This window comes from Bradyrhizobium sp. HKCCYLS20291 (assembly GCF_051167715.1).
Classification (GTDB): domain Bacteria; phylum Pseudomonadota; class Alphaproteobacteria; order Rhizobiales; family Xanthobacteraceae; genus Bradyrhizobium.
This window is the reverse complement of sequence record NZ_JBNPTO010000014.1, coordinates 96,295-120,290: the sequence shown is the minus strand read 5'-3', so window position 1 is coordinate 120,290 and position 23,996 is coordinate 96,295. Positions and strand designations below refer to the sequence as shown.

At 65.4% G+C, this 23,996-nt stretch carries 21 protein-coding genes; all 21 read right to left on the bottom strand.

Features of this window, described 5'->3' with window-relative positions; all coding sequences use genetic code 11:
* Positions 1-6 precede the first annotated feature (6 nt).
* The gene (locus ACQR07_RS26625; protein ID WP_434905083.1) at positions 7-1,146 is read right to left on the bottom strand and encodes a methyl-accepting chemotaxis protein; all 1,140 of its coding nucleotides are present in this window, start codon (positions 1,144-1,146) and stop codon (positions 7-9) included.
* A gap of 2 nt (positions 1,147-1,148) precedes the next feature.
* Positions 1,149-2,207 carry a protein-glutamate methylesterase/protein-glutamine glutaminase gene (locus ACQR07_RS26620; RefSeq protein WP_434905082.1) on the bottom strand — a complete coding sequence of 353 codons (1,059 nt, stop codon included), beginning with the start codon at positions 2,205-2,207 and terminating at the stop codon, positions 1,149-1,151.
* Between the two features lie 8 nt (positions 2,208-2,215).
* Positions 2,216-2,857: a chemoreceptor glutamine deamidase CheD gene (gene cheD / locus ACQR07_RS26615; protein ID WP_434905081.1), complete on the bottom strand. Its 642-nt coding sequence runs from the start codon at positions 2,855-2,857 to the stop codon at positions 2,216-2,218.
* The gene (locus tag ACQR07_RS26610) at positions 2,854-3,672 is read right to left on the bottom strand and encodes a CheR family methyltransferase (protein ID WP_434905080.1); all 819 of its coding nucleotides are present in this window, start codon (positions 3,670-3,672) and stop codon (positions 2,854-2,856) included. The genes cheD and ACQR07_RS26610 overlap by 4 nt, the downstream gene beginning before the upstream one ends.
* Positions 3,673-3,731: 59 nt before the next feature.
* Positions 3,732-6,104 (bottom strand): methyl-accepting chemotaxis protein, encoded by a 2,373-nt coding sequence (locus ACQR07_RS26605; RefSeq protein ID WP_434905079.1) that lies wholly within the window; start codon positions 6,102-6,104, stop codon positions 3,732-3,734.
* Between the two features lie 31 nt (positions 6,105-6,135).
* On the bottom strand, positions 6,136-6,651 hold the full coding sequence (locus ACQR07_RS26600; RefSeq protein ID WP_434868687.1) for a chemotaxis protein CheW: 516 nt from the start codon (positions 6,649-6,651) through the stop codon (positions 6,136-6,138).
* Positions 6,641-8,710 carry a chemotaxis protein CheA gene (locus ACQR07_RS26595; RefSeq protein ID WP_434905078.1) on the bottom strand — a complete coding sequence of 690 codons (2,070 nt, stop codon included), beginning with the start codon at positions 8,708-8,710 and terminating at the stop codon, positions 6,641-6,643. The genes ACQR07_RS26600 and ACQR07_RS26595 overlap by 11 nt, the downstream gene beginning before the upstream one ends.
* Entirely contained in the window at positions 8,701-9,066 is a 366-nt protein-coding gene (locus tag ACQR07_RS26590) for a response regulator (RefSeq protein ID WP_434905077.1), read from the bottom strand. The genes ACQR07_RS26595 and ACQR07_RS26590 overlap by 10 nt, the downstream gene beginning before the upstream one ends.
* A gap of 1 nt (position 9,067) precedes the next feature.
* Entirely contained in the window at positions 9,068-9,388 is a 321-nt protein-coding gene (locus tag ACQR07_RS26585; RefSeq protein ID WP_434905076.1) for an STAS domain-containing protein, read from the bottom strand.
* Between the two features lie 643 nt (positions 9,389-10,031).
* Complete coding sequence (mmsB, locus tag ACQR07_RS26580; RefSeq protein WP_434905075.1) at positions 10,032-11,222, bottom strand: multiple monosaccharide ABC transporter permease; 1,191 nt, start codon at positions 11,220-11,222, stop codon at positions 10,032-10,034.
* A gap of 21 nt (positions 11,223-11,243) precedes the next feature.
* Positions 11,244-12,794 (bottom strand): multiple monosaccharide ABC transporter ATP-binding protein, encoded by a 1,551-nt coding sequence (gene mmsA, locus ACQR07_RS26575; RefSeq protein ID WP_434868692.1) that lies wholly within the window; start codon positions 12,792-12,794, stop codon positions 11,244-11,246.
* Positions 12,795-12,915: 121 nt separating this feature from the next.
* Positions 12,916-13,986 carry a multiple monosaccharide ABC transporter substrate-binding protein gene (gene chvE / locus ACQR07_RS26570; protein WP_434868693.1) on the bottom strand — a complete coding sequence of 357 codons (1,071 nt, stop codon included), beginning with the start codon at positions 13,984-13,986 and terminating at the stop codon, positions 12,916-12,918.
* A 106-nt stretch (positions 13,987-14,092) separates the two neighbouring features.
* Entirely contained in the window at positions 14,093-14,974 is an 882-nt protein-coding gene (locus ACQR07_RS26565; RefSeq protein WP_434905074.1) for an SMP-30/gluconolactonase/LRE family protein, read from the bottom strand.
* Complete coding sequence (locus tag ACQR07_RS26560; protein ID WP_434905073.1) at positions 14,974-16,053, bottom strand: aldose epimerase family protein; 1,080 nt, start codon at positions 16,051-16,053, stop codon at positions 14,974-14,976. The genes ACQR07_RS26565 and ACQR07_RS26560 overlap by 1 nt, the downstream gene beginning before the upstream one ends.
* Before the next feature lie 4 nt (positions 16,054-16,057).
* Positions 16,058-16,984 (bottom strand): Gfo/Idh/MocA family protein, encoded by a 927-nt coding sequence (locus tag ACQR07_RS26555; protein ID WP_434905072.1) that lies wholly within the window; start codon positions 16,982-16,984, stop codon positions 16,058-16,060.
* 2 nt (positions 16,985-16,986) lie between these two features.
* Positions 16,987-17,916 carry a dihydrodipicolinate synthase family protein gene (locus tag ACQR07_RS26550; RefSeq protein WP_434905071.1) on the bottom strand — a complete coding sequence of 310 codons (930 nt, stop codon included), beginning with the start codon at positions 17,914-17,916 and terminating at the stop codon, positions 16,987-16,989.
* A 9-nt stretch (positions 17,917-17,925) separates the two neighbouring features.
* Positions 17,926-19,662, bottom strand: a complete 1,737-nt coding sequence (locus ACQR07_RS26545) for an IlvD/Edd family dehydratase (protein ID WP_434905070.1) — start codon at positions 19,660-19,662, stop codon at positions 17,926-17,928.
* The gene (locus ACQR07_RS26540; protein ID WP_434905069.1) at positions 19,659-20,402 is read right to left on the bottom strand and encodes a FadR/GntR family transcriptional regulator; all 744 of its coding nucleotides are present in this window, start codon (positions 20,400-20,402) and stop codon (positions 19,659-19,661) included. Before ACQR07_RS26540 ends, ACQR07_RS26545 begins: the two co-directional genes overlap by 4 nt.
* A complete protein-coding gene (gene yjfF, locus ACQR07_RS26535) occupies positions 20,399-21,394 on the bottom strand; it encodes a galactofuranose ABC transporter, permease protein YjfF (RefSeq protein WP_434905068.1) in 996 nt (331 codons plus the stop codon). Before yjfF ends, ACQR07_RS26540 begins: the two co-directional genes overlap by 4 nt.
* A complete protein-coding gene (locus ACQR07_RS26530) occupies positions 21,391-22,383 on the bottom strand; it encodes an ABC transporter permease (RefSeq protein WP_434905067.1) in 993 nt (330 codons plus the stop codon). The genes yjfF and ACQR07_RS26530 overlap by 4 nt, the downstream gene beginning before the upstream one ends.
* A complete protein-coding gene (locus tag ACQR07_RS26525) occupies positions 22,380-23,930 on the bottom strand; it encodes a sugar ABC transporter ATP-binding protein (RefSeq protein ID WP_434905066.1) in 1,551 nt (516 codons plus the stop codon). The genes ACQR07_RS26530 and ACQR07_RS26525 overlap by 4 nt, the downstream gene beginning before the upstream one ends.
* Positions 23,931-23,996 lie beyond the last annotated feature (66 nt).

The window sequence follows — 23,996 nt, the reverse complement described above, 5'->3', positions numbered from 1 at the left end:
TTCCTCCTAAAACAACTCGATGGTTCCACTGCTTGCCGAGGCGCTCTCGGCGGCAACGGCTTCGACGGGCTGCTCGCCGTCGAGAATCTGGGCGACGAACCGCGCGCGCAGATCGCCGAGAGTGAAGCGGTCGAGCAGCTTCTTGACCCACTCGGTATCGGTCGATTGTCCTTCCGGGATTGGCGGAAGCGCCTCCGCGGTCGCGACCTTCAGTTCGTCAAGCGCCTCGTCGACGACGTGAAGCGTATCAACCACATGCTCGAGCCGCTGACGGGTTCTGTCCTGGAACTGGATCCCCGTGATCATCGCCGAGACATCGGACGAAATCACCTCGGCTTCCTTCACGGCGGCGCCGACGACCGCGGCCAGGCTCGAGCTGCGTTTGATCAGGGCGGCCATGAGAACCTCGAGACGGTCCTTTGCCATCAGGTTGTGCGACATGTCGATCGTGGCGACGCGCTTGAGCGTTTCATGACCACTGGCGATTCCGTCTGTCACGGCCTTGAGCTCGGACTCCATATCGACCGACAGGCGCGCCGTTGCACCCGACAGCTCGCGCACCTCGCCGGCGACCACTCTGAACGCCGCACCAGCCCCTCCGGCCCGCTCCGCCTCGATGCGGGCGTTCAACGCCAGCATGTTGGTGGTCCGGTTGATCTTGCTGAGCTCGGCCATGCAGCTGTCGACCCGGTCGACATTGGTGTTGAGCTCGCTCAAGGCATACACCATCTGCATCGCGTCTTTGGACAACATCAGGATCTTCTCGACGACATCGCTCAGCGTGTCCTCGAGCAGACCTGCGATCCGGTCGATCGGTACGATCTCGCCGTCGACCTCGATTCCGACCGCGAGCTTGCTCAAATCATCGACCCGTGCCGTCTGCTGCTCGGCGCATACCGCCAGGCGCTGAAAGCGTCCGCTCAGATGGTCCGCCTCCGTCTCTACGACGGCGGAGGTCTGCTGAATCTCGGACACCAGCGTCCTGATCACGCGCTGCTGCATGGCTGCAAACGAGATCCAGCGCTGCATCAGTTCTTCGTGCCGGGCCGGCTCCATCGACTCCTGCGGCGCCTCAGGCGCCAGCGGCACGGCTTCGACCTCCTCCAGCTTCGGCAATGCCGCGCTGCTCTGCCTCCATCTGAACATGACTAAACTCTCACTCCGCGCGCAGCCAGCGACTCGCAGCGCTTCAAGACCTTGGCCGCGATGTTGCCGAGCGGCAGCTCGATTTCGGTCGCGCCGCATTCGCGCGCGGCCTTGGGCATGCCGTAAACCACACAGCTTGCCTCGTCCTGTCCAATGGTCGGTGCACCCGCCGAGCGCATCTGCAGCAGACCGAGCGCGCCGTCCCGTCCCATGCCGGTCAGAATGATCCCGATCGCATTCGGGCCCGCGGCATGCGCCACCGACCGGAACAACACGTCGACCGAGGGCCGATGACCGGAGACGGCGGGCTCGTCATGAACGCGGCAGACGTAGTTCGCGCCGTTGCGCGCGAGCTCGAGATGGTAGCCTCCCGGGGCGATGTAGACATGGCCCGGCAGAACGCGCTCGCCGCCATCGGCCTGCTTGACCGTGACGGCGCACAGCTGGTTCAGGCGCGCGGCAAAAGAGGCGGTGAACACCGCAGGCATGTGCTGTGCGATCACGATGGCCGGCGCGTTCGACGGAAACGCGGTCAGCAGTTCCTGCAGAGCTTCGACGCCGCCGGTCGAGGCTCCGATGGCAATGATCTTTTCCGACGAATAATAGGAGCCGCCGGGCTTGTGAGCCGTCTCGATCGTCCGCTGCGCCGGCGAGCGGATCTTCGCGACCGACGCGGCCTTCACCTTGCTGATGATCTCCTCACGCAGCATCGGCAGGCCTTCGACCAGACCGACCACCGGCTTGGCCACGAAATCGACGGCCCCCATCTCCAGAGCACGGACGGCCGTATCGGCGCCCTTCTGCGTCAGAGACGAAATCATCAGCACCGGCATCGGCCGGAGATTCATCACCTTCTCGAGAAAGGCGAGGCCGTCCATGCGCGGCATCTCGATGTCGAGCGTGAGCACGTCGGGGTTCAGCGACTTGATCATGTCACGCGCAACGATCGGATTGGGGGCGGCCCCCACCACGTCGATGTCGGGATCGGATGACATGATTTCGGTCAGAATCTGCCGGACGAAGGCAGAGTCGTCGACGATCAGGACGCGGATGGCACTCATCGCAAGCCTCAAAAGAGTTCGACCGATCCGGCAACGGGCTCGACCTGGATTTTCTTCTTGTAGGATGTCTCCTCCCTGACGACCGCATCCTGCTCGGTGCGCGCCAGTTCGAGCAGCATCACCCTGCCGCTGCTCGGCCAGTAATGGACCCTGCGCGGCAGCGACCCGCGCAGATGCTTGGCCGTGATGCCAAGATTTTCTGCCAGCAGGTACTCCTCGACAAAATCCGCATTGCGATGGCCGATATTGGTGACGCTCTTCAGGACATTGCCGCCGCCGAACACCTTGATTTCCAGTCGTTGCCGTGCGCCGCCGCGGGCGAGAATGTCGTTGATCAGTCGCTCCATGGCGACGTTGCCATACCGCATGCTGTCCGACGCGGTGCTCCCCCATCCGGCGCCGGCCGATTCCGGCAGCATGAAATGATTCATGCCGCCGACGCCGGTCAGCGGGTCGCGAATGCATGCCGCCACGCAGGAGCCGAGCACGGTGACCAGCATCTCTTCCTCGCTCGCGCACACGTAGTGATCGCCGGGGAAGACCTTCACGGCGGTGGCCTCGAACTGCGGGTCGTAATACTTGCGCGCTCCGTGGAAAGCATCAGTATCCACGGATCGTGCGGACCGCCTTGGCATCCTGGCGCTGTTCATTTGATCCTGCGATAGATGGTCCGGCCGATCAGATCGAAGCGGTCGGAGATGTTGAGCAGATTTTCAGAATGACCGATGATGAGCCAGCCGTCGGGCTTGAGCATCTCGGCGTAGCGGTCGAACAGGCGGCGCTGCGTGTTCTGGTCGAAATAGATGACGACGTTCCGGCAGAAGATGATGTCGAACGGGCCCGACATCGGCCAGGGCCCGAGCAGGTTCAGATGGCCGAACGAAATCAGCTCGCGCACTTCGTCCTTCATCACGGCCTGGCTGCCGCGAAGAGACACGAAGCGCTTGCGGAAGGTCTCCGGAATCCCTTCCGCGCGCTCGAAATCGTAGACGCCCTGGGCGGCATGCGCGAGCACGTTGGTGTCGAGATCGGTCGCCAGGATCTTGACGTCCCAACCGGACAACAGCTGCTCGCACGACAGCAGCGTCATCGCAATGCTATGCGGCTCCTCGCCGGTCGAGCAGCCGGCCGACCAGATGCGCAGCCGGCGACGATCATGCCCGGCGACAATGGCGGGAAGGATGGTCTTGGCCAGATACTCGAAGTGATGTGCCTCGCGGAAGAAGCTCGTATGGTTGGTCGTCACCGCGTTGATGAAATTGTGCAGCTCGTCGTCGCCGGCATCGGTCTCCAGCAGCTTGCAATATTCGGAGAAGCTGCCCATGCCGAGCGCGCGCAGGCGCCGGCCGAGCCGGCCGTGAATGAACGCGCGCTTGCGCTCGCTCAGGACGATCCCGGCGGTATCCATCACAAGCTTCGAAAGCTTGTGAAACTCCCTGTCCTGAAGCGCGAATTCTTCGTGCACCCTCGACTCTCCCCGTTACAAACGGGCGTCACCCGAAGCAGGTGACGCCCGTCCAGTTGTCAGAATTCCTTCCAGTCGACATCGCCCGAGGCGCGGCGGCGAGCGGGCTCCGCCTCGGCCGTGCGGCTCGGCTGCGGAGCGGGCTTCGCGGCCGCAGGCCTTGCCGGCGCAGGACGGACGTTGGCGAGCTTCTCCCGGCCCGAGCCGAGCGAACGGTCGACCACCGGATTGCCGGTCCGGGTGGGCGCCGCGCGGCCGCTCTCGAACGCGCTCAGCACCTGGAACTTGCCGACCATCTCGGCCATCGTGCCGGTCTGGTCCTCCATCGACTTGGCCGCGGCTGCAGCCTCCTCGACCAGAGCAGCGTTCTGCTGCGTCACCTTGTCCATCTGGGTCACGGCGTTGTTGACCTGCTCGATGCCGCCGCGCTGCTCCTGCGACGCCGCCGAGATCTCGGCCATGATGTCGGTGACACGCTTCACCGACTGCACGATCTCTTCCATGGTCTTGCCGGCGGTATCGACCAGGCGCGAGCCCGATTCCACCTTCGAGACCGAGTCCGAGATCAAGCCCTTGATCTCCTTCGCGGCGTTGGCGGAACGCTGCGCGAGGTTGCGTACCTCGGCGGCCACCACGGCAAACCCACGTCCCTGATCGCCGGCGCGTGCGGCCTCGACCGCGGCATTCAGCGCGAGGATGTTGGTCTGGAAGGCGATCTCGTCGATGACGCCGATGATGTCGGCGATCTTGCGGCTGGCCTGGGTGATGCCGTCCATGGTCTGGACCACCTCGGCGACGACAGACCCGCCCCTGATCGCGACGTCGGATGCCGACGATGCCAGCTTGTTGGCCTGCTGGGCGTTCTCGGCATTCTGGCGCACGGTGGAGGTGAGCTCCTCCATGCTCGCTGCGGTCTCCTCCAGGCTCGCCGCCTGCTCTTCGGTCCGCTGCGACAGGTCGGTGTTGCCGGACGCGATCTCACGGGCCGCCGAGCTGATCGTCTCCGTGCTCTCCGCGACATCGGCGATGATCGCCGACATCGTGTCGAGCAGGCCGTTAACGCCCTCGCAGAGCTGGGCGATTTCGCCCGACTTGCCGTCGAGCGGGATGCGCTCGCGCAGGTCGTTCTGCTTGGCGGCGTTCACGACGTCCTGGGTCTGCGCCACGGCCGCCTGCATCATCTCGGAGGCCTTCACCTGGGCGGTGATGTCGGTGGCGTATTTGACGACCTTGAACGGCTTGCCGTCGGGACCCATGATCGGGTTGTAGCTGGCCTGGATCCAGACCTCCTTGCCGGCCTTGCCGATGCGCTTGTACTGGCCGGCGTCATATTCGCCGCGGCCGAGCTTGTCCCAGAACATCCGGTAGTCGGACGAGCTGCGATAGGCGGCGTCGACGAACATCGAATGATGCTGGCCCTTGATCTCGCCCAGCGAGTAGCCCAGCGTCGACAGGAAGTTTTCGTTGGCGTTGACGACCTTGCCGTCCATCGTGAACTCGATGACCGCCTGCGCCTTGTTGATCGCCGAGATCTGGCCGCCGAAATCGGCGTTGCGGATGACGTCCTCGGTGATGTCGGTGGCGTATTTCACCACCTTGAACGGCTTGCCGTCCGGGCCCATGATCGGGTTGTAGCTGGCCTGGATCCAGACCTCCTTGCCGCCCTTGCCGATGCGCTTGTACTGCCCGGCGTCATATTCGCCGCGGCCGAGCTTGTCCCAGAACATCCGATAGTCGTGGCTCTGGCGGTAGGCCGGATCCACGAACATCGAGTGGTGCTGGCCCTTGATCTCGCCCAGCGTGTAACCCAGCGTGTTCAGGAAGTTCTCGTTGGCGTTGAGGACCTTGCCATCCATCGTGAACTCGATGACCGCCTGCGCCTTGTTGATCGCGGCGATCTGGCCGCCGAAGTCGGCGTTGCGGATCACCTGCTCGGTGATGTCGGTCGCGAACTTCACGACGCGATACGGCTTGCCGCTCGCGTCCAGCATCGGGTTGTAGCTGGCCTGGATCCAGATCTCCTTGCCGCCCTTGCCGATGCGCTTGTACTGACCGGCATCGAACTCACCACGCCCGAGCTTGTCCCAGAACATGCGATATTCATGGCTCTGGCGGTACGCCGGATCGACGAACATCGAGTGATGCTGGCCCTTGATCTCGGCAAGGGTGTAGCCCAGCGCGTTCAGGAAGTTGTCGTTGGCATCGAGGATCGTGCCGTCGAGCCCGAAGGTGATGACCGCCTGCGAGCGGTTCATGGCTGCGACCTGGGCCTGCAGGTCCCTCGTCGCACCCGACGCTTCAGGCGCCTTTGCGGCAGCCGGCCGCGGGCGGCTGCTGCGCGATCGGGCCTTTGCCTTGCTCGCGTTGTCTTCGCCCGGTGCGCCGTCGGCCGTAAAGTCCTGCATGATGTTGTCCTCGTATGTGTCGCTCATGACGATCTCGCAAAAATGGCTTGTGATGGGTTCAGGCGGCGACGGCCGCCGTACGCTTGATTGACTCGGTGGGCATTCCGAACAGGCCGGACAGCGACACCAGCGTCACCATGCGGTCCTGTATTGCGACCAGACCTTCCAGGAACTGATCCTCGGTCGGCATGCCCATGTCGGGCACTTCACGGATCTCCTTCGGATCGACGGAGATGATGTCGGACACGGTGTCGACCAGCAGGCCGACCGTGCGCGTGCCGGCGGCAACGATGATGACGACGTGCATGTTGGTCGGCACGGTCACGCCGGTGCCGAACCTGGCACGGAGATCGAAGATCGGAACGATGATGCCGCGCAGGTTGATGACGCCGCGGACATGCGACGGCGCGTTCGGGATCATCGTCGTCTCGGTCCAGCCCTTGATCTCGCGGACGACCATGATGTCGATGCCGTACTCCTCCTCGCCGAGCGTGAAGGTGATGAACTGCTGCACGTTCTCACTGACCGCCACGTCCTGGCCGAATTGCACGGCCGGCTTGTTGTCAGGCTGCATGGGTCAAGTCCTTTTCGGTTTCGGTTGGCGCGTCCGGCGGCGGCAGCCTCATGGCCGTGCCGCGGACGTCGATCTCGTGCAGACGGGCGACGTCCAGGATCAGCGCGACCCGGCCGTTGCCGAGGATCGTCGCGCCGCTGATGCCGTCGACCGGCTCGTAGTTGGCCTCGAGGCTCTTCACCACGACCTGCTGCTGGCCCAAGAGCTCGTCGACGACGATCCCGACGCGGCCGGCGCTCTCGCTCTGGACAATGATCACGATGCCGCGGCAGGGATCGCCGATGGCGTCGTTGATCGTAAACAGCCGATGCAGATAGACGAGCGGAAGATATTCGCCGCGCAGCGCGAGCACGTGGCCGCGGCCGACCACCGGATGAATGTCGGCGGTCTGCGGCCGCAGGTTTTCGACGATCGCGACCAGCGGAATGATGAACGTCTCGCTGCCGACCGACACCACCATGCCGTCGACGACCGCGAGCGTGAGCGGCAGCGACAGCGTGAACGCCGATCCCTGCCCGAAGCGCGACCGGACCGAGATTCTTCCGCCCAGCGCCTGCACGTTGCGCTTGACGACGTCCATGCCGACGCCGCGTCCGGAGATGTTGGAGATCACTTCGGCCGTAGAGAATGCCGGCAGGAAGATCAGCTCGTTGATCTCGTCATCGCTGAGATTGGCGCCCGCCGGCACGAGACCACGCGACTTTGCCTTGGCGAGGATCTTGTCCTTGTTGATGCCGCGGCCGTCATCCGACACTTCGATGACGATGCGGCCGCTGCGCTGCGCGGCGGAGAGGTGAATCGTCCCCTGCCGGACCTTGCCCGCGGCGATGCGCTCGGCCGGCAATTCGATGCCGTGGTCGAGCGCATTGCGGATCATGTGCGTGAGCGGATCGTTCAGCTGCTCGATGACCGTCTTGTCGATCTCGGTCATCTCGCCGGAGGTGACGATGCGCACTTCCTTGCCGAGGGTGGCCGCGAGCTCGCGCACGATCCGCGGCATCCGGGCGAAGACCGACTTCACGGGCTGGGCGCGGATCGCCATCACGCTTTCCTGCAGCTCGCGCGCGCTCTGCGCCAGCGCCTCGATGCCCTGGATCAGCTCGGGATATTTGTCGGCCGGCAGTCCGAGACCCTGCTCCGTCAGCATCGCCTGGCTGATCACGAGTTCGCCGACGAGGTTGACCAGCCGGTCGACCTTGTCGACGTCGACGCGGATCGATTGCGCGACGCCGACGGCGGCGACCGTCGCCGTGACAGCGCCCGTCGTGTCGGTCGCGCCCGCCGCGTCGGTGGCGGCGGCCTCGGCGACCGGCGCCGCGGGCTCCGGCGATTCGATCTCGAGGTCGCAATCGTCCTCGACGAACTCGAAGACGTCCTGGATCGCCGAACGCGGTACGGCGGTATCGAGCGTGAAGGTCCAGTTGAGATAGGCCGCCTCGGGGTCGAGCGATTCGAGCGGCGGCAGGTTCGAGCTGTCCACCTCGGTGCTCAGCGACCCCAGCTTGCCCAGCTGCCGGATCAGCAGCAGCGGCTCGTTGGCCTTCTTCAGCATCTCCGTGTGCGGGCGGAACCGGATGCGATGGGTCTGTTCGGTCAGGGCCTTCGCCTCCGAAGCCGCCGCCGGCGCGGAGACGTCCGCGGACTGCCCCGCCCCTTGCAGCGCATCCCGCATCGCCGCGCTGATATCAGCCGCGAAGTTCGGCGGCAGCTGCTGCTCCAGCCGCGCCGCGTTCACGATATCCGCGAGCGCGTCGCTGGCACGCAGGAGCAGTTGCTTGATGTCGTGGGTCGCGGGGATCTTGTGATCGCGCAGCGCATCGAGCAGGCTCTCGAACGTATGCGAGAACGCCACGAGATCCGTGCAGCCGAAGGCGCCGGCGCCACCCTTCACCGAGTGAACCGACCGGAAGATGGCGTGCAGCGTCTCGTCGTCCTCCTGCCCATTGGCCAGGAGTTCGAGATTGGACTGCAACGCGTCCATCAGCTCGGCGCACTCTTCGAAGTAGGTCTTGCGGAACTGCGCGACCGGATATGCTTCGCTGTCTGATGTCACGGGCATACCCGGTTGACGGTCGCGATCAGTTGCTCCGGATTGAAGGGCTTGACGAGCCAGCCGGTCGCCCCAGCGGCCTTGCCGTCGGCCTTCTTGGTCCCGTCGCTTTCGGTCGTCAGAATGAGGATCGGCACGGCGCGGTGTTGGCTGCCGGAACGCACGTTCTTGATCAGCGAAATGCCGTCCATGTTCGGCATGTTCAGATCTGTGATGATCAGATCGAACTTGCCGCCGGTCAGCACGTTGAGCGCCGCCTTGCCGTCCTCGGCCTCGGCCACGTCGAAGCCGGCCTTCTTCAAGGTGAAGCTCACCATGTCCCGCATGGTCTTCGAGTCGTCGACTGCCAGAATTCGCTTAGCCATGTCACTCCATCCAATTTTCAAACTCGTTACGAAGGCCCAGGTCTGCGATCGCTGTCTTGAACAGCTCCGATGCCTGCGTGATCTTGAACGACCTGTTCGCGGCCCGCGCGCCGCGGCCGGCGGCAAGCAGGATCTGCACGCATGGTGTCGACATCCGCTCCACGCCACTCGCATCGAGCACGACGTCACCGGCGTTCACGAGCCGGATCATCTCGTCGCGCAGCTGCACGGCCTGTGTCAGATCGAGCATTTGCGGAAGCGCATGAGCGGCGGAATGCGGCCCGTCCGCAGCGTCAGGGGTCAAGGTCGACATCGCGTCCATCATTGTTGAAAATCCGTCGACTGCTCCGGTTGCTGACCGACGACGCCGGCGAGCAACTCTGACCTTTGATTTCGGGCCGGCGAGACCTTTGCGGCCGCCGGGAACTCACTCAAATTGTGTGGAAAGCCATTGTTGGACTGTTAAATATGAAGGCCGTAATATTACGGCTACTCTACCTTTACGTGCTCACCCTGCATCACGGCTCGCCTTCAACTGCAAAGCAGTTTCAACTACGCCGATCGACACGCGCCTCTTTGCCAAGTCAGCCACCAACGCATGCAACCGAAATCGCGGTCCGCGGCGATCGCCGCCGCGGTTTCCGTCGTTGAGGGCCGATACAGGAATGAAGGAGTGATGAAACATGGCTTGTCAGCTCGGCTGGTTCGCCAAGGCTGATAGCAAGACCATCGTTAAGGGAATTGCCGTCCGGTACTCGACTGGGGGCCCGGAAGACTACGGTACCGCGCACCAGCGAACAGGCTGACGTGAAGGCGACGCTCCCGTCCACGCCTTAGCGGTCGGAGAGGAAGCAGCCATGGCCGGCGGCGATCGCCGCTGGTGCGAGCAGTGGCGTGCTGGCCCAGAAACGCAACTGCCGGCGCGAAGGCGCCGGCAGCGAGGTCGAGATCGTTGTTGGAAACGGTTAGCGGCGCTGGTTGTAGACGTCGATGCAGACGGCGCCGAGCAGCACCAGGCCCTTGATGACCTGCTGATAGTCGATGCCGATGCCGAGGATGGACATGCCGTTGTTCATCACGCCCATGATCATGGCGCCGATCACGGCACCGCCGACCCTGCCGACGCCGCCATAGGCCGAGGCGCCGCCGATGAAGCAGGCCGCGATGACGTCGAGCTCGAAGCCGAGTCCCGCCTTGGGGGTCGCGGTGTTGAGGCGGGCGGCGAAGATCAGGCCGGCCAGCGCGGCCAGCACGCCCATGTTCACGAAGGTCAGGAACACCAGCCGCTCGGTCTTGATGCCCGACAGCTTGGCCGCCTTGGCATTGCCGCCGACCGCGTAGATCTGCCGGCCGACCACGGTGCGGCGGGTCATGAAGCCGTACAGCGCGATCAGCGCGACCATGATGACCAGCACGTTGGGCAGGCCGCGGTGCGAGGCGATCAGATAGGTGAAGTACATCAGAACGCCGGCCAGCACGACGTTCTTGCCGGCAAAGACGCCGAACGGCTCGACCTCGATGCCGTGCTCGACCTCGCGGGCGCGGCCCTTGACGCTGGCATACACCAGGATGAGCGTCAGCACCGCACCGATCGCAATGGACGTCGGATTGAGATTGCCGGCGCCCGAGATCAGCTCCGGAATGAATCCGGACGAGAGCTTCTGGAAGGTGCCGGGGAACGGACCGAGCGACTGGCCCTGCAGCAGCGCCAGCGCCAGGCCCTTGAACACCAGCATGCCGGCCAGGGTGACGATAAAGGATGGAATGCCGAAATACGCCACCCAGTAGCCTTGCGCCGCGCCGATCACGGCGCCGACGATCAGGCAGGCGATGATGGCGATCGGAAAGTCGATGTGGTAGCGCACCATCAGCACGGCCGCGACCGCGCCGACGAAACCGGCGACCGATCCGACCGACAGGTCGATGTGCCCGGTCACGATGACCAAGAGCATGCCGAGCGCCATGATGACGATGTAGCTGTTCTGCAGCACCAGGTTGGTGAGATTGAGCGGCTGCAGCAGCGTGCCGTCGGTCATGACCTGGAAGAACAGCATGATGACGAACAACGACATCAGCATGCCGTAGCTGCGCAGATTGTTCTTCAGGAAGCCGCTGTGGGGCTTCTCCTCCGGGAGCGAAACCGTCTTGTCGGTCATTGGTGGTGTCCTCCCGACCGCTTACGCGGCCGTCTCCTGGTTCTTGATGGCTTCGTTGCGCATGATAGCGCGCATGATCTTTTCCTGCGTCGCCTCCGGGCCGGCAAACTCGCCGACGAAGGCGCCGTCATTCATCACGCAGATCCGGTCGCAGATTCCGAGCAACTCGGGCATTTCCGACGAGATTACCACCACACCTCGACCGGCGTCCGCAAGCTCCTGGATGATACAGTAGATCTCGTATTTGGCGCCAACGTCGATGCCGCGGGTCGGCTCGTCCAGGATCAACACCTTGGGATCGGTCATCAGCCATTTCGACAGCACGACCTTCTGCTGGTTGCCGCCGGAGAGCTGGCCGGCCTCCTGATAGACGTCCGAGCAGCGGATCCGCATCCGGCCGCGGTAGCCGGAGGCCGCCTTGAGCTCGGCGATGTCGTCGATCACGCCCTTCGGCGCGACCTGGCCGAGGCTCGCCAGCGTGATGTTCTTGCGGACGTCGTCGGCCAGGATCAGGCCGAGCTGCTTGCGGTCCTCGGTGACATAGGCGAGGCCGGCATCGATCGCCGCGGGCACGCTGTTGAGATTGACATCGTGGCCCTCGAGCCGGGCGCGACCCGAGATGTTGAAGCCCCAGGAGCGGCCGAACAGGCTCATCGCGAATTCGGTGCGGCCGGCGCCCATCAGCCCGGCGATACCGACGATCTCGCCGCGACGGACCTGGAAGTCGACATTCTTGATGACGCGGCGGTCCGTATGCTGCGGATGGAACACGGACCAGTTCTCGACCGTGAACACCGGCTCGCCGATCTTCGGCTGGCGCTCGGGAAAGCGGTGCGCCATGTCGCGGTTGACCATGCTCTTGATGATGCGGTCCTCCAGGACCGGCTCGGCGCGGCAGTCGATGCCATCGACGCTGCGGCCGTCGCGCAGCACGGTGATGCGGTCGGCGACGCGCGAGACCTCGTTGAGCTTGTGGGTGATCAGGATCGAGGAGATGCCCTGCTCGCGAAACTTCACGAGGCGGTCGAGCAGCGCCGCGCTGTCGGCCTCGTTCAGGCTGGCGGTCGGCTCGTCCAGGATCAGGAGCTTGACGCGCTTGGACAGCGCCTTGGCGATCTCGACCAGCTGCTGCTTGCCGACGCCCAGATCGGTGATCAGCGTATCCGGCGATTCCTTCAGGCCGACCTGCGCCAGCAATTGCTGGGTGCGGCGGTAGACCTCGTCGCGGTCGATGACGCCGAAGCGCTGCGGCGCATGCGACAGGAAGATGTTTTCCGCGATCGTCATCAGCGGAATCAGCGCCAGCTCCTGGTGGATGATGATGATGCCGAGCGCCTCGGAATCGTTGATGTCGCGGAACTTTCGCTCCTCGCCCTCGAAGATGATCTGGCCCTCGTAGCGGCCATGCGGATAGACGCCGCTGAGCACCTTCATCAGCGTCGACTTGCCGGCGCCGTTCTCGCCGACCAGGGCGTGGATCTCGCCAGGCTCGACGGTGAAGCTGACGTCACGCAGAGCCTGCACGTTGCCGAAGCTCTTGCTGACGTTGCGCATTTCCAGGATTGCGGTCATCGTCTTCTATCTCTGTTCGTGTCTCCACTTCGTTCCGCGCGCGCGCGCGCCCCGCGGGCTTCAGTGGTAGAGCCCCCCTCCCCGAGATCGGGGAGAGGGTCGTTGAAGTCCAAGGCCAGGATTACTGGAACTGGGCCTTCTTGTAGTAGCCGCTGTCGATCAGGACCTTCTCCCAATTGCTCTTGTCGACGACGACCGGCTTGAGCAGGTAGGACGGAACGATCTTGACGCCGTTGTTGTAGGTCTTGGTGTCGTTGACCTGGACTTCCTTGCCGCTCAGCGCAGCGTCGACCATGTCGGCGGTGACCTTGGCGAGGTCACGGGTGTCCTTGAAGATGGTCGAGTACTGGTCGCCGCGCAGCATCGCCTTGACCGACGGCACTTCGGCGTCCTGGCCCGAGATCACCGGCATCGGCTGATCGGCGCTGCCATAGCCCACGCCCTTCAGCGAGGAGATGATGCCGATCGACAGGCCGTCATACGGCGACAGCACCGCGTCGACGCGCTTCTTGCCGTAGAAGGCGCTGAGCAGGTTGTCCATGCGGGCCTGGGCGGTGGCACCGTCCCAGCGCAGGGTCGCAACCTTGTCCATGCCCATCTGGCCGGATCCGACCACGAGCTTGCCGGAGTCGATGAACGGCTTCAGCACCGACATCGCGCCATTGTAGAAGAAGTAGGCGTTGTTGTCGTCCGGCGAGCCGCCGAACAGCTCGATGTTGAACGGGCCCTTGCCGTCCTTCAGTCCGAGCTTGTCCACGATCGACTGCGCCTGCAGCACGCCGACCTGGAAGTTGTCGAACGTGGCATAGTAATCCAGGTTCGGGGTGTCACGGATCAGGCGGTCATAGGCGATCACGATGATGCCCTTGGCCTTGGCCTGCTTCAGCACGTCCGACAGCGTGGTGCCGTCGATCGCGGCGATCACCAGCACCTTGGAGCCCTTGGTGACCATGTTCTCGATCTGCGAGAGCTGGTTCGGGATATCGTCCTCGGCATACTGCAGGTCGGTGCCGTAGCCGCGCTCCTTCAGCACCTTGACGATGTTGTTGCCGTCGTCGATCCAGCGCGCCGAGGACTTGGTCGGCATCGCGATGCCCACGGTCCCCTTGCTCTGGGCCATGGCGGCGCTCGACAGCGCCAGGGCGCCGAGGCCGGCCAGGGCGGCGGCCATGATGGTCTTCATTCTCGACATATTTCACTCCCTTTGGACTTCAAATTTGGACAATGAATACGCGATTGCGTATTTTGGTACCAGTTAACTGTTAGGCTGAACGACGCCTGACCGATTGTTCCTCCTCTCAGATGGATAGTTTGACGTCGGGCTCGGCACGGCCGTGGACTCCGACATCGAGCAGAAAAGTCTGACCGTGACCAGGGTCGGCCGCCTTGGCCGCCGCGTCCATATCCTGCCAGGCAGAAGTGACGAGCAGGCTTGACAAGTCCTTTCCGACGAAGGCCGGACAGCTGGCCTGGCTGGCCGGCACCGCGATGCTGCGCATGTGCTCGCCTTGCGGGCTGTAGACGTCGACACAACCACCGCCCCAGCAGGCATGCCAGATGCGCCCATCGGCATCGACGACCGCGCCGTCGATGCCGCCGGGCGTGCGCCGGCGCACCAGAACCTCAGGCTCGCCGCGCGGCAGGCCGGTCGCCGGATCGAGCAGGACGCGATAGAGCACGTTCTCGTCGGTATCGGCGAAATAGCCGATCGAACCATCCGGCGAGAAGCAGATCGCGTTCGGAATGGTTACGTTCGGGAACAGCCGGACGATCTCGCCGCGATGCAGCGCGTAGATCGCACCCAACCCCCGTTCGGCCTTGCGGCCCATGGTCCCGATCCAGAACGTCCCGGAGGGATGGACGCGCGAATCGTTCGACCGCGTCGCCGGATTGTCGGCCTCGAGCGGCAGATACGGCGACAGCGCGCCGTCGGCGATGGTCCGGATATAGAGGCCGTCCTCGGTCACGACCAGCTGCCGGGAGGAATCGATGCGGCCGAGCGCGCTGGCCATCCTCCCCAGCACGTGGCGACGAACCTCACCGCTGCCGAGATTGGCTTCGAACAGCAATCCCTCGCGGATGTCGAACCACCACGCGGTGTCAGTGGCCGGGTCATAGGTCGGCCCCTCGCCGAGATGACAGTGGTCGGCGCAGAGGACGGTGGTCGGCACATGCTCCATCACACGGACGCCCCCGCGATCGAGAAGCGATAGACGGTCTCGTGCTTGTAGACGCTGTCCGGCGTCAGCCGCGCGCTCGGGAAATCCGGCCGGTTCGGGCTGTCCGGCCAGACCTGCGGCTCCAGGCAGATGGCGTCGGACTGGCGATAGACCCGTCCCTTGCCGCTGACGGTCGCGTCGATGTAGTTGCCGGAATAGATCTGCAGGCCGGGCTGGTCCGTGTGCAACTCCATGACCCGCCCGGAGCGCGGCGATGCGAGCCGCGCCGCGAAGCGAACGCCGCTGCCCTCGCGCAGGCAGAAATTGTGGTCATAGCCGCGGCCACATCTGATCTGCGCATCGTCGGCGCGGATGCGCGCACCGACCGGATGCGCCTCGCGAAAATCGAACGGCGTGCCGGCGACGGAATGCGGCGGCCCAGCCAGCGGAATCGCGGTCTCATCGATCGCGAGATAGTGGTCCGCCGCGAGCGTCAGACGATGATCGAGCGTATCGGTGCCGGCGGCTAGGCCGTCGAGATTGAAGAAGCTGTGATTGGTCAGGTTGACCACCGTGGTGCGGGTCGTCCGGGCACTGAACGTGACGGACAACTCCATCGGCCCGATCAGCTGATAGGTGACGCGAACGTCCAACCGTCCCGGATAGTTCGCCTCCCCGTCGGGGCTGACATACAGCATCGTGACTGACGGCTGCGCACCGTCTTCGGTCGCGACGATCTGCCAGAGCTTGCGGTCGAAGCCGTCGGGCCCGCCATGAAGCGCGTGCGCGCCGTTATTGGCGTCCAGACGCACCTCCTGGCCGTCGAGCTCAAAGCGCGCCTTGGCAATGCGATTGGCGTAGCGCCCGACGGTCGCGCCGAAGAATCTCCGGAGCTTGAGGTAGCTCAAGAGGTCGTCATGGCCGAGCACGACGTCGTCAACGCGGCCTTGCGCATCCGGCACCAGCAGCGCCTGCAGCGCCGCGCCGTAGGTGATGATCCGCACCTCGAAGCCGCCGTCGCCGCGCAAGGTCACGCGCTCGACCTCGCGACCGTCCGGCAAAGTCCCGAACACATCCTTGGTGATCCGCGCCTCGGTCATGGCTCTAGTCCTCGAACGGCTCGACGATGTTGCGGCGGCCAAGCAGGAAGGAATCGGCGACGAGCCGCAGCGGCGCGAGGTCGACGTCACTGGCTCCGGTCTTCGTCAACTCGACGAAGCGGCGGTAGAGGCCGGGATATTCCCGCTCCTTCTCATCCACCATCACCTGGTCGTCCGCGGTCATCCGCGCACCGCCCAGCGACAGCTTCAGCTGTCCCTCGTCGGTCTCGACCCTGATGTCCCAGCTCTGCGGCCCGGTCTGGCGGAAATCGAACTCGGCCGCGATCGGCAGGTCGCTGGCCGTCGAGAGCGACAGGCTGGCCGCGATCGGCGCCTGGCAATTGGACGGGAACGACAGTTCCGCTTCGGTCAAGAACACCGGCTCGGGCAGGATACGGGTCAGGATCGATAGCGCGTTGATGCCGGGATCGAACACCCCGAGCCCGCCGGGCTGCCAGATCCAGGCCTGTCCCGGATGCCAGACGCGGACGTCCTCCTTCCAGTCGATCCGCACGCTGCGGATCTGTCGCTGTGACAGCCACTCCCGCGCCGGCTCGACCGCCGGCGCGTAGCGCGAATGCCAGGTCGCAAACAGCGTGCGCTGCCTGGCGGCGGCAAGCGCAATCAGCGGATCGAGCTCGCTGACGGCGGCGCCCGGCGGCTTCTCCAGCATGACATGCTTGCCGGCCTCGAGCGCGACAAGCGCCTGGGCGCGGCGCACCTGCGGCGGCGTGCACAGCGCAACCGCATCGATCTCCGGACCGTCGCGCAACAGCTCCTCGATGGTGCCGAAATGCGGCAGCCCCGGCAGCGACGCGTTGCGGCTCGCAACGGCGGTCAAGGTCACGCCCTCGGTGGCAGCGATCGCCGGCACGTGCTGGTCGCGCGCGATCTTGCCGAAACCGACGATGGCGACACGAAGCTCGCTCATCTCTAGCGTCCCCAGCGCAGCACGACCGGGTCGAGCCGGCGCGCGATCTCGAGCAGGCCCTTTTGCGTCGCCGGATGGATCGGCGGCTGCGGGCTGCGCAGCGTGTCGTGCTTGATCACGCCGCCCGCCTTCATCAGGATCTTGCAGGTGGCAAGGCCGCACTGCCGGTTCTCGTAGTTGATCAGCGGCAGCCAACGTTCATAGGCGGCCGCAGCAGCGTCACGGTCGCCAGCGAAATAGGGATCGATGATCTTTCTGATACCGTCGGGATAGCCGCCGCCGGTCATCGCACCGGTCGCGCCGGCGTCGAGATCGGCCATCAGGGTGATCGCCTCCTCGCCGTCCCACGGACCCTCGATATCAGCGCCGCCCGCCTCGATCAGCGCGCGCAGCTTGTCGGCGGCGCGCGGCACCTCGATCTTGAAATAAGCGAGGTTCTCGATCTCCTTGGCCATGCGCGCGAGCAGCGGCACCGACAGCGGCGTGCCGGCGACCGGCGCGTCCTGCACCATGATCGGAATCGAGATCGCATCCGACACGCCGCGATAGAACTCATAGATCGAACTATCGGGCACGCGGAAGGTGGCGCCGTGATAGGGCGGCATCACCATCACCATCGCCGCGCCCTTGTCCTGCGCGCGGCGCGAGCGCTCGGCACAGACGAAGGTCGAGAAATGCGTGGTCGTCACGATGATCGGCACGCGGCCGGCGACGTGCTCCAGCACCGTGGTCATGACGAGATCGCGCTCGTCGTCGGTCAGCACGAACTGCTCGGAGAAATTGGCGAGGATGCAGATGCCGTGCGAGCCGGCATCGATCATGAAGTCGATCGCGCGCTTCTGGCCCTCGAGGTCGAGGCGGCCATCGGCGTCGAACACGGTCGGCGCCACCGGGAAGACGCCCTTGTAGAGCTTTTTGGCGGAAGCGGTCATGGGCACCTCTCAGTGATTGTCGCGCGGCACGGGCGAGCCGGTGCGGCCGACCAGGAAGTCGAAATCCACGCCGCGATCGGCCTGCAGCACGTGATCGATGTAGAGCTTTTGATAGCCGCGGGCGGCATGCGGCTTCGGCGGCGTCCAGGCGGCCCGGCGCACAGCCAGCTCCTCGTCGCTGACATGCAGATGCAGCCGGCGGGCGGCGACGTCGAGCGTGATCATGTCGCCGTTCTTGACCAGCGCCAGCGGTCCACCGATGGTCGCCTCCGGCGCGACGTGCAGCACGACGGTGCCGTAGGCCGTCCCGGACATGCGCGCATCCGAGATGCGGATCATGTCGCGTACGCCCTGGCGCAGCACCTTCGCCGGCAGCGGCATGTTGCCGACCTCGGCCATGCCCGGATAGCCCTTCGGGCCGCAGTTCTTGAGCACCATGATGCATGACGCATCGATATCGAGATTGTCGTCGTCGACGGCGTCGTGCATCTCCTCGACGCTCTCGAACACCACCGCGCGCCCGGTGTGGTTCATCAGCTCCGGCGAGGCCGCCGACGGCTTGATGACGGCGCCGTTCGGCGCGAGGTTGCCGGTGAGGATGGCGATGCCGGCTTCCGTCTTGAACGGCGTCTCGAACGGCGTGATCACCTCGGCATTGTAGTTCGGCGCCTCGGCGACATTGTCCCACAGCGTCTTGCCGTTGACGGTGCGCGCGTCCTTGTGCAGCAGACCGCGCTCACCGAGCGCGCGCAGGACCGCAGGAAGGCCGCCGGCGTAGTAGAAGTCCTCCATCAGGAAGCGGCCCGACGGCATCAGGTCGACGAGGCAATGCACGTCGCGGCACAGGCGGTCGAAATCGTCGAGGGTGAGCTCGACGCCGATGCGGCCGGCGATGGCGAGCAGATGCACGACCGCGTTGGTCGAGCCGCCGATCGCCGCCAGCGTGCGGATCGCGTTCTCGAACGCCTGCCGGGTGAGAATGTCCGACGGCTTGAGGTCCTCGCCGACCATCTCGACGATGCGCCGGCCCGCCATGCGCGCCAGCAGATTGCGGCGCGCGTCGGCCGCGGGGATCGCGGCGTTCTCCGGCAGGCCGATGCCGAGCGCCTCGACCATCGAGGCCATCGTCGACGCCGTGCCCATGGTCATGCAGCTGCCGGCCGAGCGGTTCATGCCGGCCTCGGCCTCATGGAATTCCTTCAAGGTGATCTCGCCGGCGCGCAGTTGCTCGCTCATCGAGATGATGTTGGTGCCGGAGCCGATGATCTGGCCGCGATAGACGCCGCGCAATTGCGGACCGCCGGAGACGCCGATCGCCGGCAGATCGGCGGACGCCGCGCCCATCAGCAGCGCCGGCGTGGTCTTGTCGCAGCCCATCAGCAGCACGACGCCGTCCAGCGGATGCGCGCGGATGGCCTCCTCGACGTCCATCGAGGCGAGGTTGCGGAACAGCATCGCTGTCGGGCGCATCGTCACCTCGCCCAGCGAGGAGACCGGAAACTCCAGCGGATAGCCGCCGGCATCGAGCACACCCTGGCGGACATGCTCAGCGATGACGCGGAAATGCGCGTTGCAGGGCGTCAGCTCCGACCAGGTGTTGCAGATGCCGATGACCGGACGGCCTTCGAACCGGTCCTGCGGCGTACCGCTGTTTTTCAGGAATGAGCGATAATAAAAGCCCATCTTGTCCTGGCGGCCGAACCACGCCTGGCTGCGCAGCTGCTTGTCTGACTTGTCGTTGCTCATTCCTGGTCCGTTCGTGCAGCCGATTGCGCATGACGCCGCCGGCCGTTGTAGATGACTTCGATCATGGCTTCCGAGGCGCCCTCGGGATTGCCATCGGCAATGGCGTCGATGATGCGCTGGTGCCAGACCAGCACAGTGTCGCGATCGGCTATCTCGACCGGCGCGCTCAACACGAAGGAGGTGCGCAGCGCCGCCTCGATCACAGCGCCGATCGACCGCATGAAGGGATTGCCCGAGGCGTTGGCGACCGCGACGTGCAGCGCAAGGTCGGCTTCGGCGAAGGCGACCGAGGTCGACGGCTCGCGCTCCATCTGGGCCATTGCCTTGCGCATCGCGGCGATGTCGTCCTCACTGCGGCGCTCCGCGGCAAGCGCGGCGGCCCGCGGCTCGATCGCCAGCCGGATCTCGGCGAGGTCGGCGAGGAAGCGCTTGTCGATGCCTGCATCGAGATGCCAAGCCAGCACGTCGGGGTCGAACATGTTCCAGGCCGAGCGCTCGCGCACCACGGTGCCGACGCGCGCCTTGGTCGAGAGCAGGCCCTTGGCCACCAGCGTCTTGACGCTCTCGCGCAGCACGGGTCGCGACACGCCGAACGTGGCCGTCAACTCCGCATCGCCGGGCAACCGCACGCCCTCGCCCAGTTTGCCTGAGATGATGTCGATGCCGATGCTGCGAGCGACCTCGGCGTGGTTGGAATGCGCGCGCCGGGTCGGAATCGAGACGATGTGCGGCGTCGTCATGTCGCCGCCCCCGCAGTCCTGGCCCTTGCCGGCTTCGCAGACGAGCGGCGCGCCAGTGCCATCAGACCTTGCTGCAGCGCAATGAAAACGAACAACAGAACCCCCGTGGCGATCTTGGTCCACCAGCTCGACAGCGTGCCATCGAAGTTGATGTAGGTCTGGATCATGCCCTGGATGAGGACGCCAAGAAAGGTACCGATGACCGAGCCCTGCCCGCCCGTCAACAATGTTCCGCCGATCACGACCGCCGCGATGGTATCGAGTTCGACGCCGACCGCCGACAGCGAATAGCCGGCCGCGGTATAGAAGGAGAAGACGATGCCGGCGAGGCCCGCGAGCACGCTCGACAGCATATAGATGCGGATGGTCATCGGTCCGACCGGAATGCCCATCAGCGCGGTCGCGGCGCGGCTGCCGCCGAGGGCATAGACGTTGGCGCCGAACCGCGTCAGGTGCAGCAGCAGCGCGCAGAGCAAAAGGATGACCAGCATGGCGATTGCGATTGCGGTAAGCCGGCCGCCGCCCGGCAGCCGGATCGCGAAGTCGGACACCTCGCTATAGATCGACGCCGTAATCGGGATCGATTCGGTTGACAGCAGGAAGCTGATGCCGCGCGCCAGGAACATGCCGGCCAGGGTCACGATGAACGGCGGCAGCTCGAACACGTGGATGACGGCGCCCATCGCGGCGCCGAACAGCGCGCACAGCACCAGCACCAGCGCGAAGGCCGCAAACGGCGGAAGGCCCCAGCGCTCGACCGCAAGCGCCACGAACACCGTGGTGAAGCCGATCACCGAGCCGACCGAGAGGTCGATGCCGCCGGAGATGATCACGAAGGTCATGCCGGCCGCGACGATGCCGAGGAAGGCGTTGTCGGTGAGCAGATTGGCGACGACGCGGGTCGAGGCGATGTTCGGAAACTGCAGCGCGCACAGCGCGAAGCCCGCGACCAGCACGAAAGCGGTGATTGCAACCGAAGTCGATGACTTCATGGCTTGGTCCTCCGCCAGCGCGCGGTGAAGCGGGAGAGATCGCCGAGCCGCGGCGACTGCGCCAAGAGCACGGCGAGCACGACGACGGCCTTGACCAGCAGATTGAGCTCCGGCGGATAGCCGGACAGCAAAATGCCGGTGTTCATGGCCTGGATGATCAGCGCGCCGGCCACCGCCAATATCAGGCTGAAGCGGCCGCCAAACAGCGAGGTGCCGCCGATCACGACGGCGAGGATCGCGTCGAGCTCGAGCCACAGGCCGGCATTGTTGGCATCCGCACCCATGATGTCGGCCGCAGCGATGACGCCGGCCAGCGAGGCACACAGGCCGCACCAGACATAGACCGACAGGATCATCGCGCGGGTGCCGACGCCGGACAGCTCGCTGGCGCGGGCGTTGCCGCCGGTCGCCTCGATCAACAACCCCAGCGCGGTGCCGCGCACGACCGCTGCCGTCACCAGCAGCATGCCGATCGCGATTGCGACCGGGGTCGGCAGGCCGAGCACGGCGCCGTTGCCCATCCACACCAGGTCGGGCGAGGTGAAGGTGACGATGCGTCCTTCGGTGATCAGCTGCGCAATGCCGCGCCCCGCGACCATCAGGATCAGCGTCGCGACGATCGGCTGGATCCGCAGCACGGCGACGAGGATGCCGTTCCACAGCCCGCAGGCCAGGCCCACGGCGAGCGCCGACGCGATCACGACCGGCAGCGAATGCGTATCGGCGAGGCTCGCCGCGGTGGCGCCGGCGATCGCCATCACCGCGCCAACCGAAAGATCGATGCCGCCGGTCGCGATCACCAGCACCATGCCGAGCGACAGCAGCGCCACCGGCGTGCCGCGGTTGAGCACGTCGATGACGCTGCCGAACAGCCGGCCATCCTGCAGATGCAGATTGAAGAATTGCGGCGACACCGCGCGATCGATCATCAGGATCACGAGCAGTGCGAGCGCTTGCGCGAGGCCGCGGCGCGGAATCCGGAGCGTCATGATGCGGCCTCGTGAACGGGGGCGGCATCCGCGGCAATCGCGGCGAGGATGCTGGAGACTTCGACCGCCTCGCCCTTCAGCTCCTCGACGTGGGCGCGGTCGCGCAGCACCACGACACGGTTCGAATAGGTCACGATCTCGTCGAGCTCCGAGGAGATGACGAGCAGCGCCAGGCCCTGCTCGCACAATTCACGCACCAGCCGGATGATCTCGGCATGCGCGCCGACGTCGATGCCGCGGGTCGGCTCGTCCAGCACCAGCAGCTTCGGCGACGTCGCGAGCCAGCGCGCCAGCAGCGCCTTCTGCTGGTTGCCGCCGGACAGCAGTCCGATCGGACGTTCCGGATCGGGCGGCCGGATGTCGAGCATGCGGATGTAGCGCAGCGCGATCTCGTCCTGCTCGCGCCGCGATAGCGGACGGTGCAAGCCGCGCTGCGCCTGCAGCGCCAGCACGATGTTCTCGCGCACGGTGAGGTCGGCGACGATGCCCTCGGTCTTGCGCTCCTCCGGGCAATAGCCGAAGCCGAGCGCGGCGGCGTCGCGCGGCGAGTTCAGCCTGATGGCCTTGCCGTCGATCGTGGCCTCGCCGCTGTCGGCGCGTTCGGCGCCGAACACCAGCCGCGCGGTCTCGGTGCGGCCGGAGCCGAGCAGGCCGGCCAGCCCGACCACCTCGCCGCGGCGCAGCTCGAGATCGAACGGCGCGAGATAGCTCTGCTTGCCGTAGCCCTTGAAGCTGACACAGACCTCGCGCGCCGTGTCGGGCTGGCTCGCCGCGCGCTCGTGGGTGGTTTCGGCCAGCTCGCGTCCGAGCATCATGCGGATGAGATCGAGCCGCGGCAGGTCGGCGATGTCGCGCGTGCCGATCAGCCGGCCGTTGCGCAGCACCGTGACGCGATCGCAGATTTCATAGACCTGGTCGAGGAAATGGCTGACGAAGATGATGCCGATGCCGCGCTCCGCGAGCTTTCGCATCACTTTGAAGAGGACCTCGACCTCGTGCCGATCGAGGCTCGCGGTCGGCTCGTCCAGGATGAGGACACGCGCGGAGAGATCGACCGCGCGCGCGATCGCCGTGATGTGCTGGACCGCGACCGAATAGCTCGACAACGGCGCACCGACGTCGATGTCGAGGCCGTAGTCCAGCAGCAGCGCACGCGCGCGCCGCCGCATCTCGGCCTCGCGCACGACACCGAAGCGGGTCGGCTGCCGGCCGAGATAGAGGTTCTGCGCCACCGACAGGTTCGGCAGCAGGTTCACTTCCTGATAGACCGTCGCAATGCCGGCATCGACGGCGTCCTTGGCCGAGCGCGCCTCGATCTCGCGATCCGCCAGCCGCACGCTGCCCGCGTCGCGCGCGAACACGCCGGTGACGACCTTGATCAAGGTCGACTTGCCGGCACCGTTCTCGCCGAGCAGCGCGTGGATCTCGCCTTCACCCAGCTTGAAGTCGACGTCATCGAGCGCCTTCAGCGTGCCGAAGCTCTTGCTGAGGCCGCAGATCTCCAGAAGGAAGGGACGTGCCGCCGGAGGGGCTGAAGGATCAAACATGGCCAACTACTATGCTGCTGGGCAAGATCATGGGACCGGCGCCCGCATTCACATGCGAGCACCAGC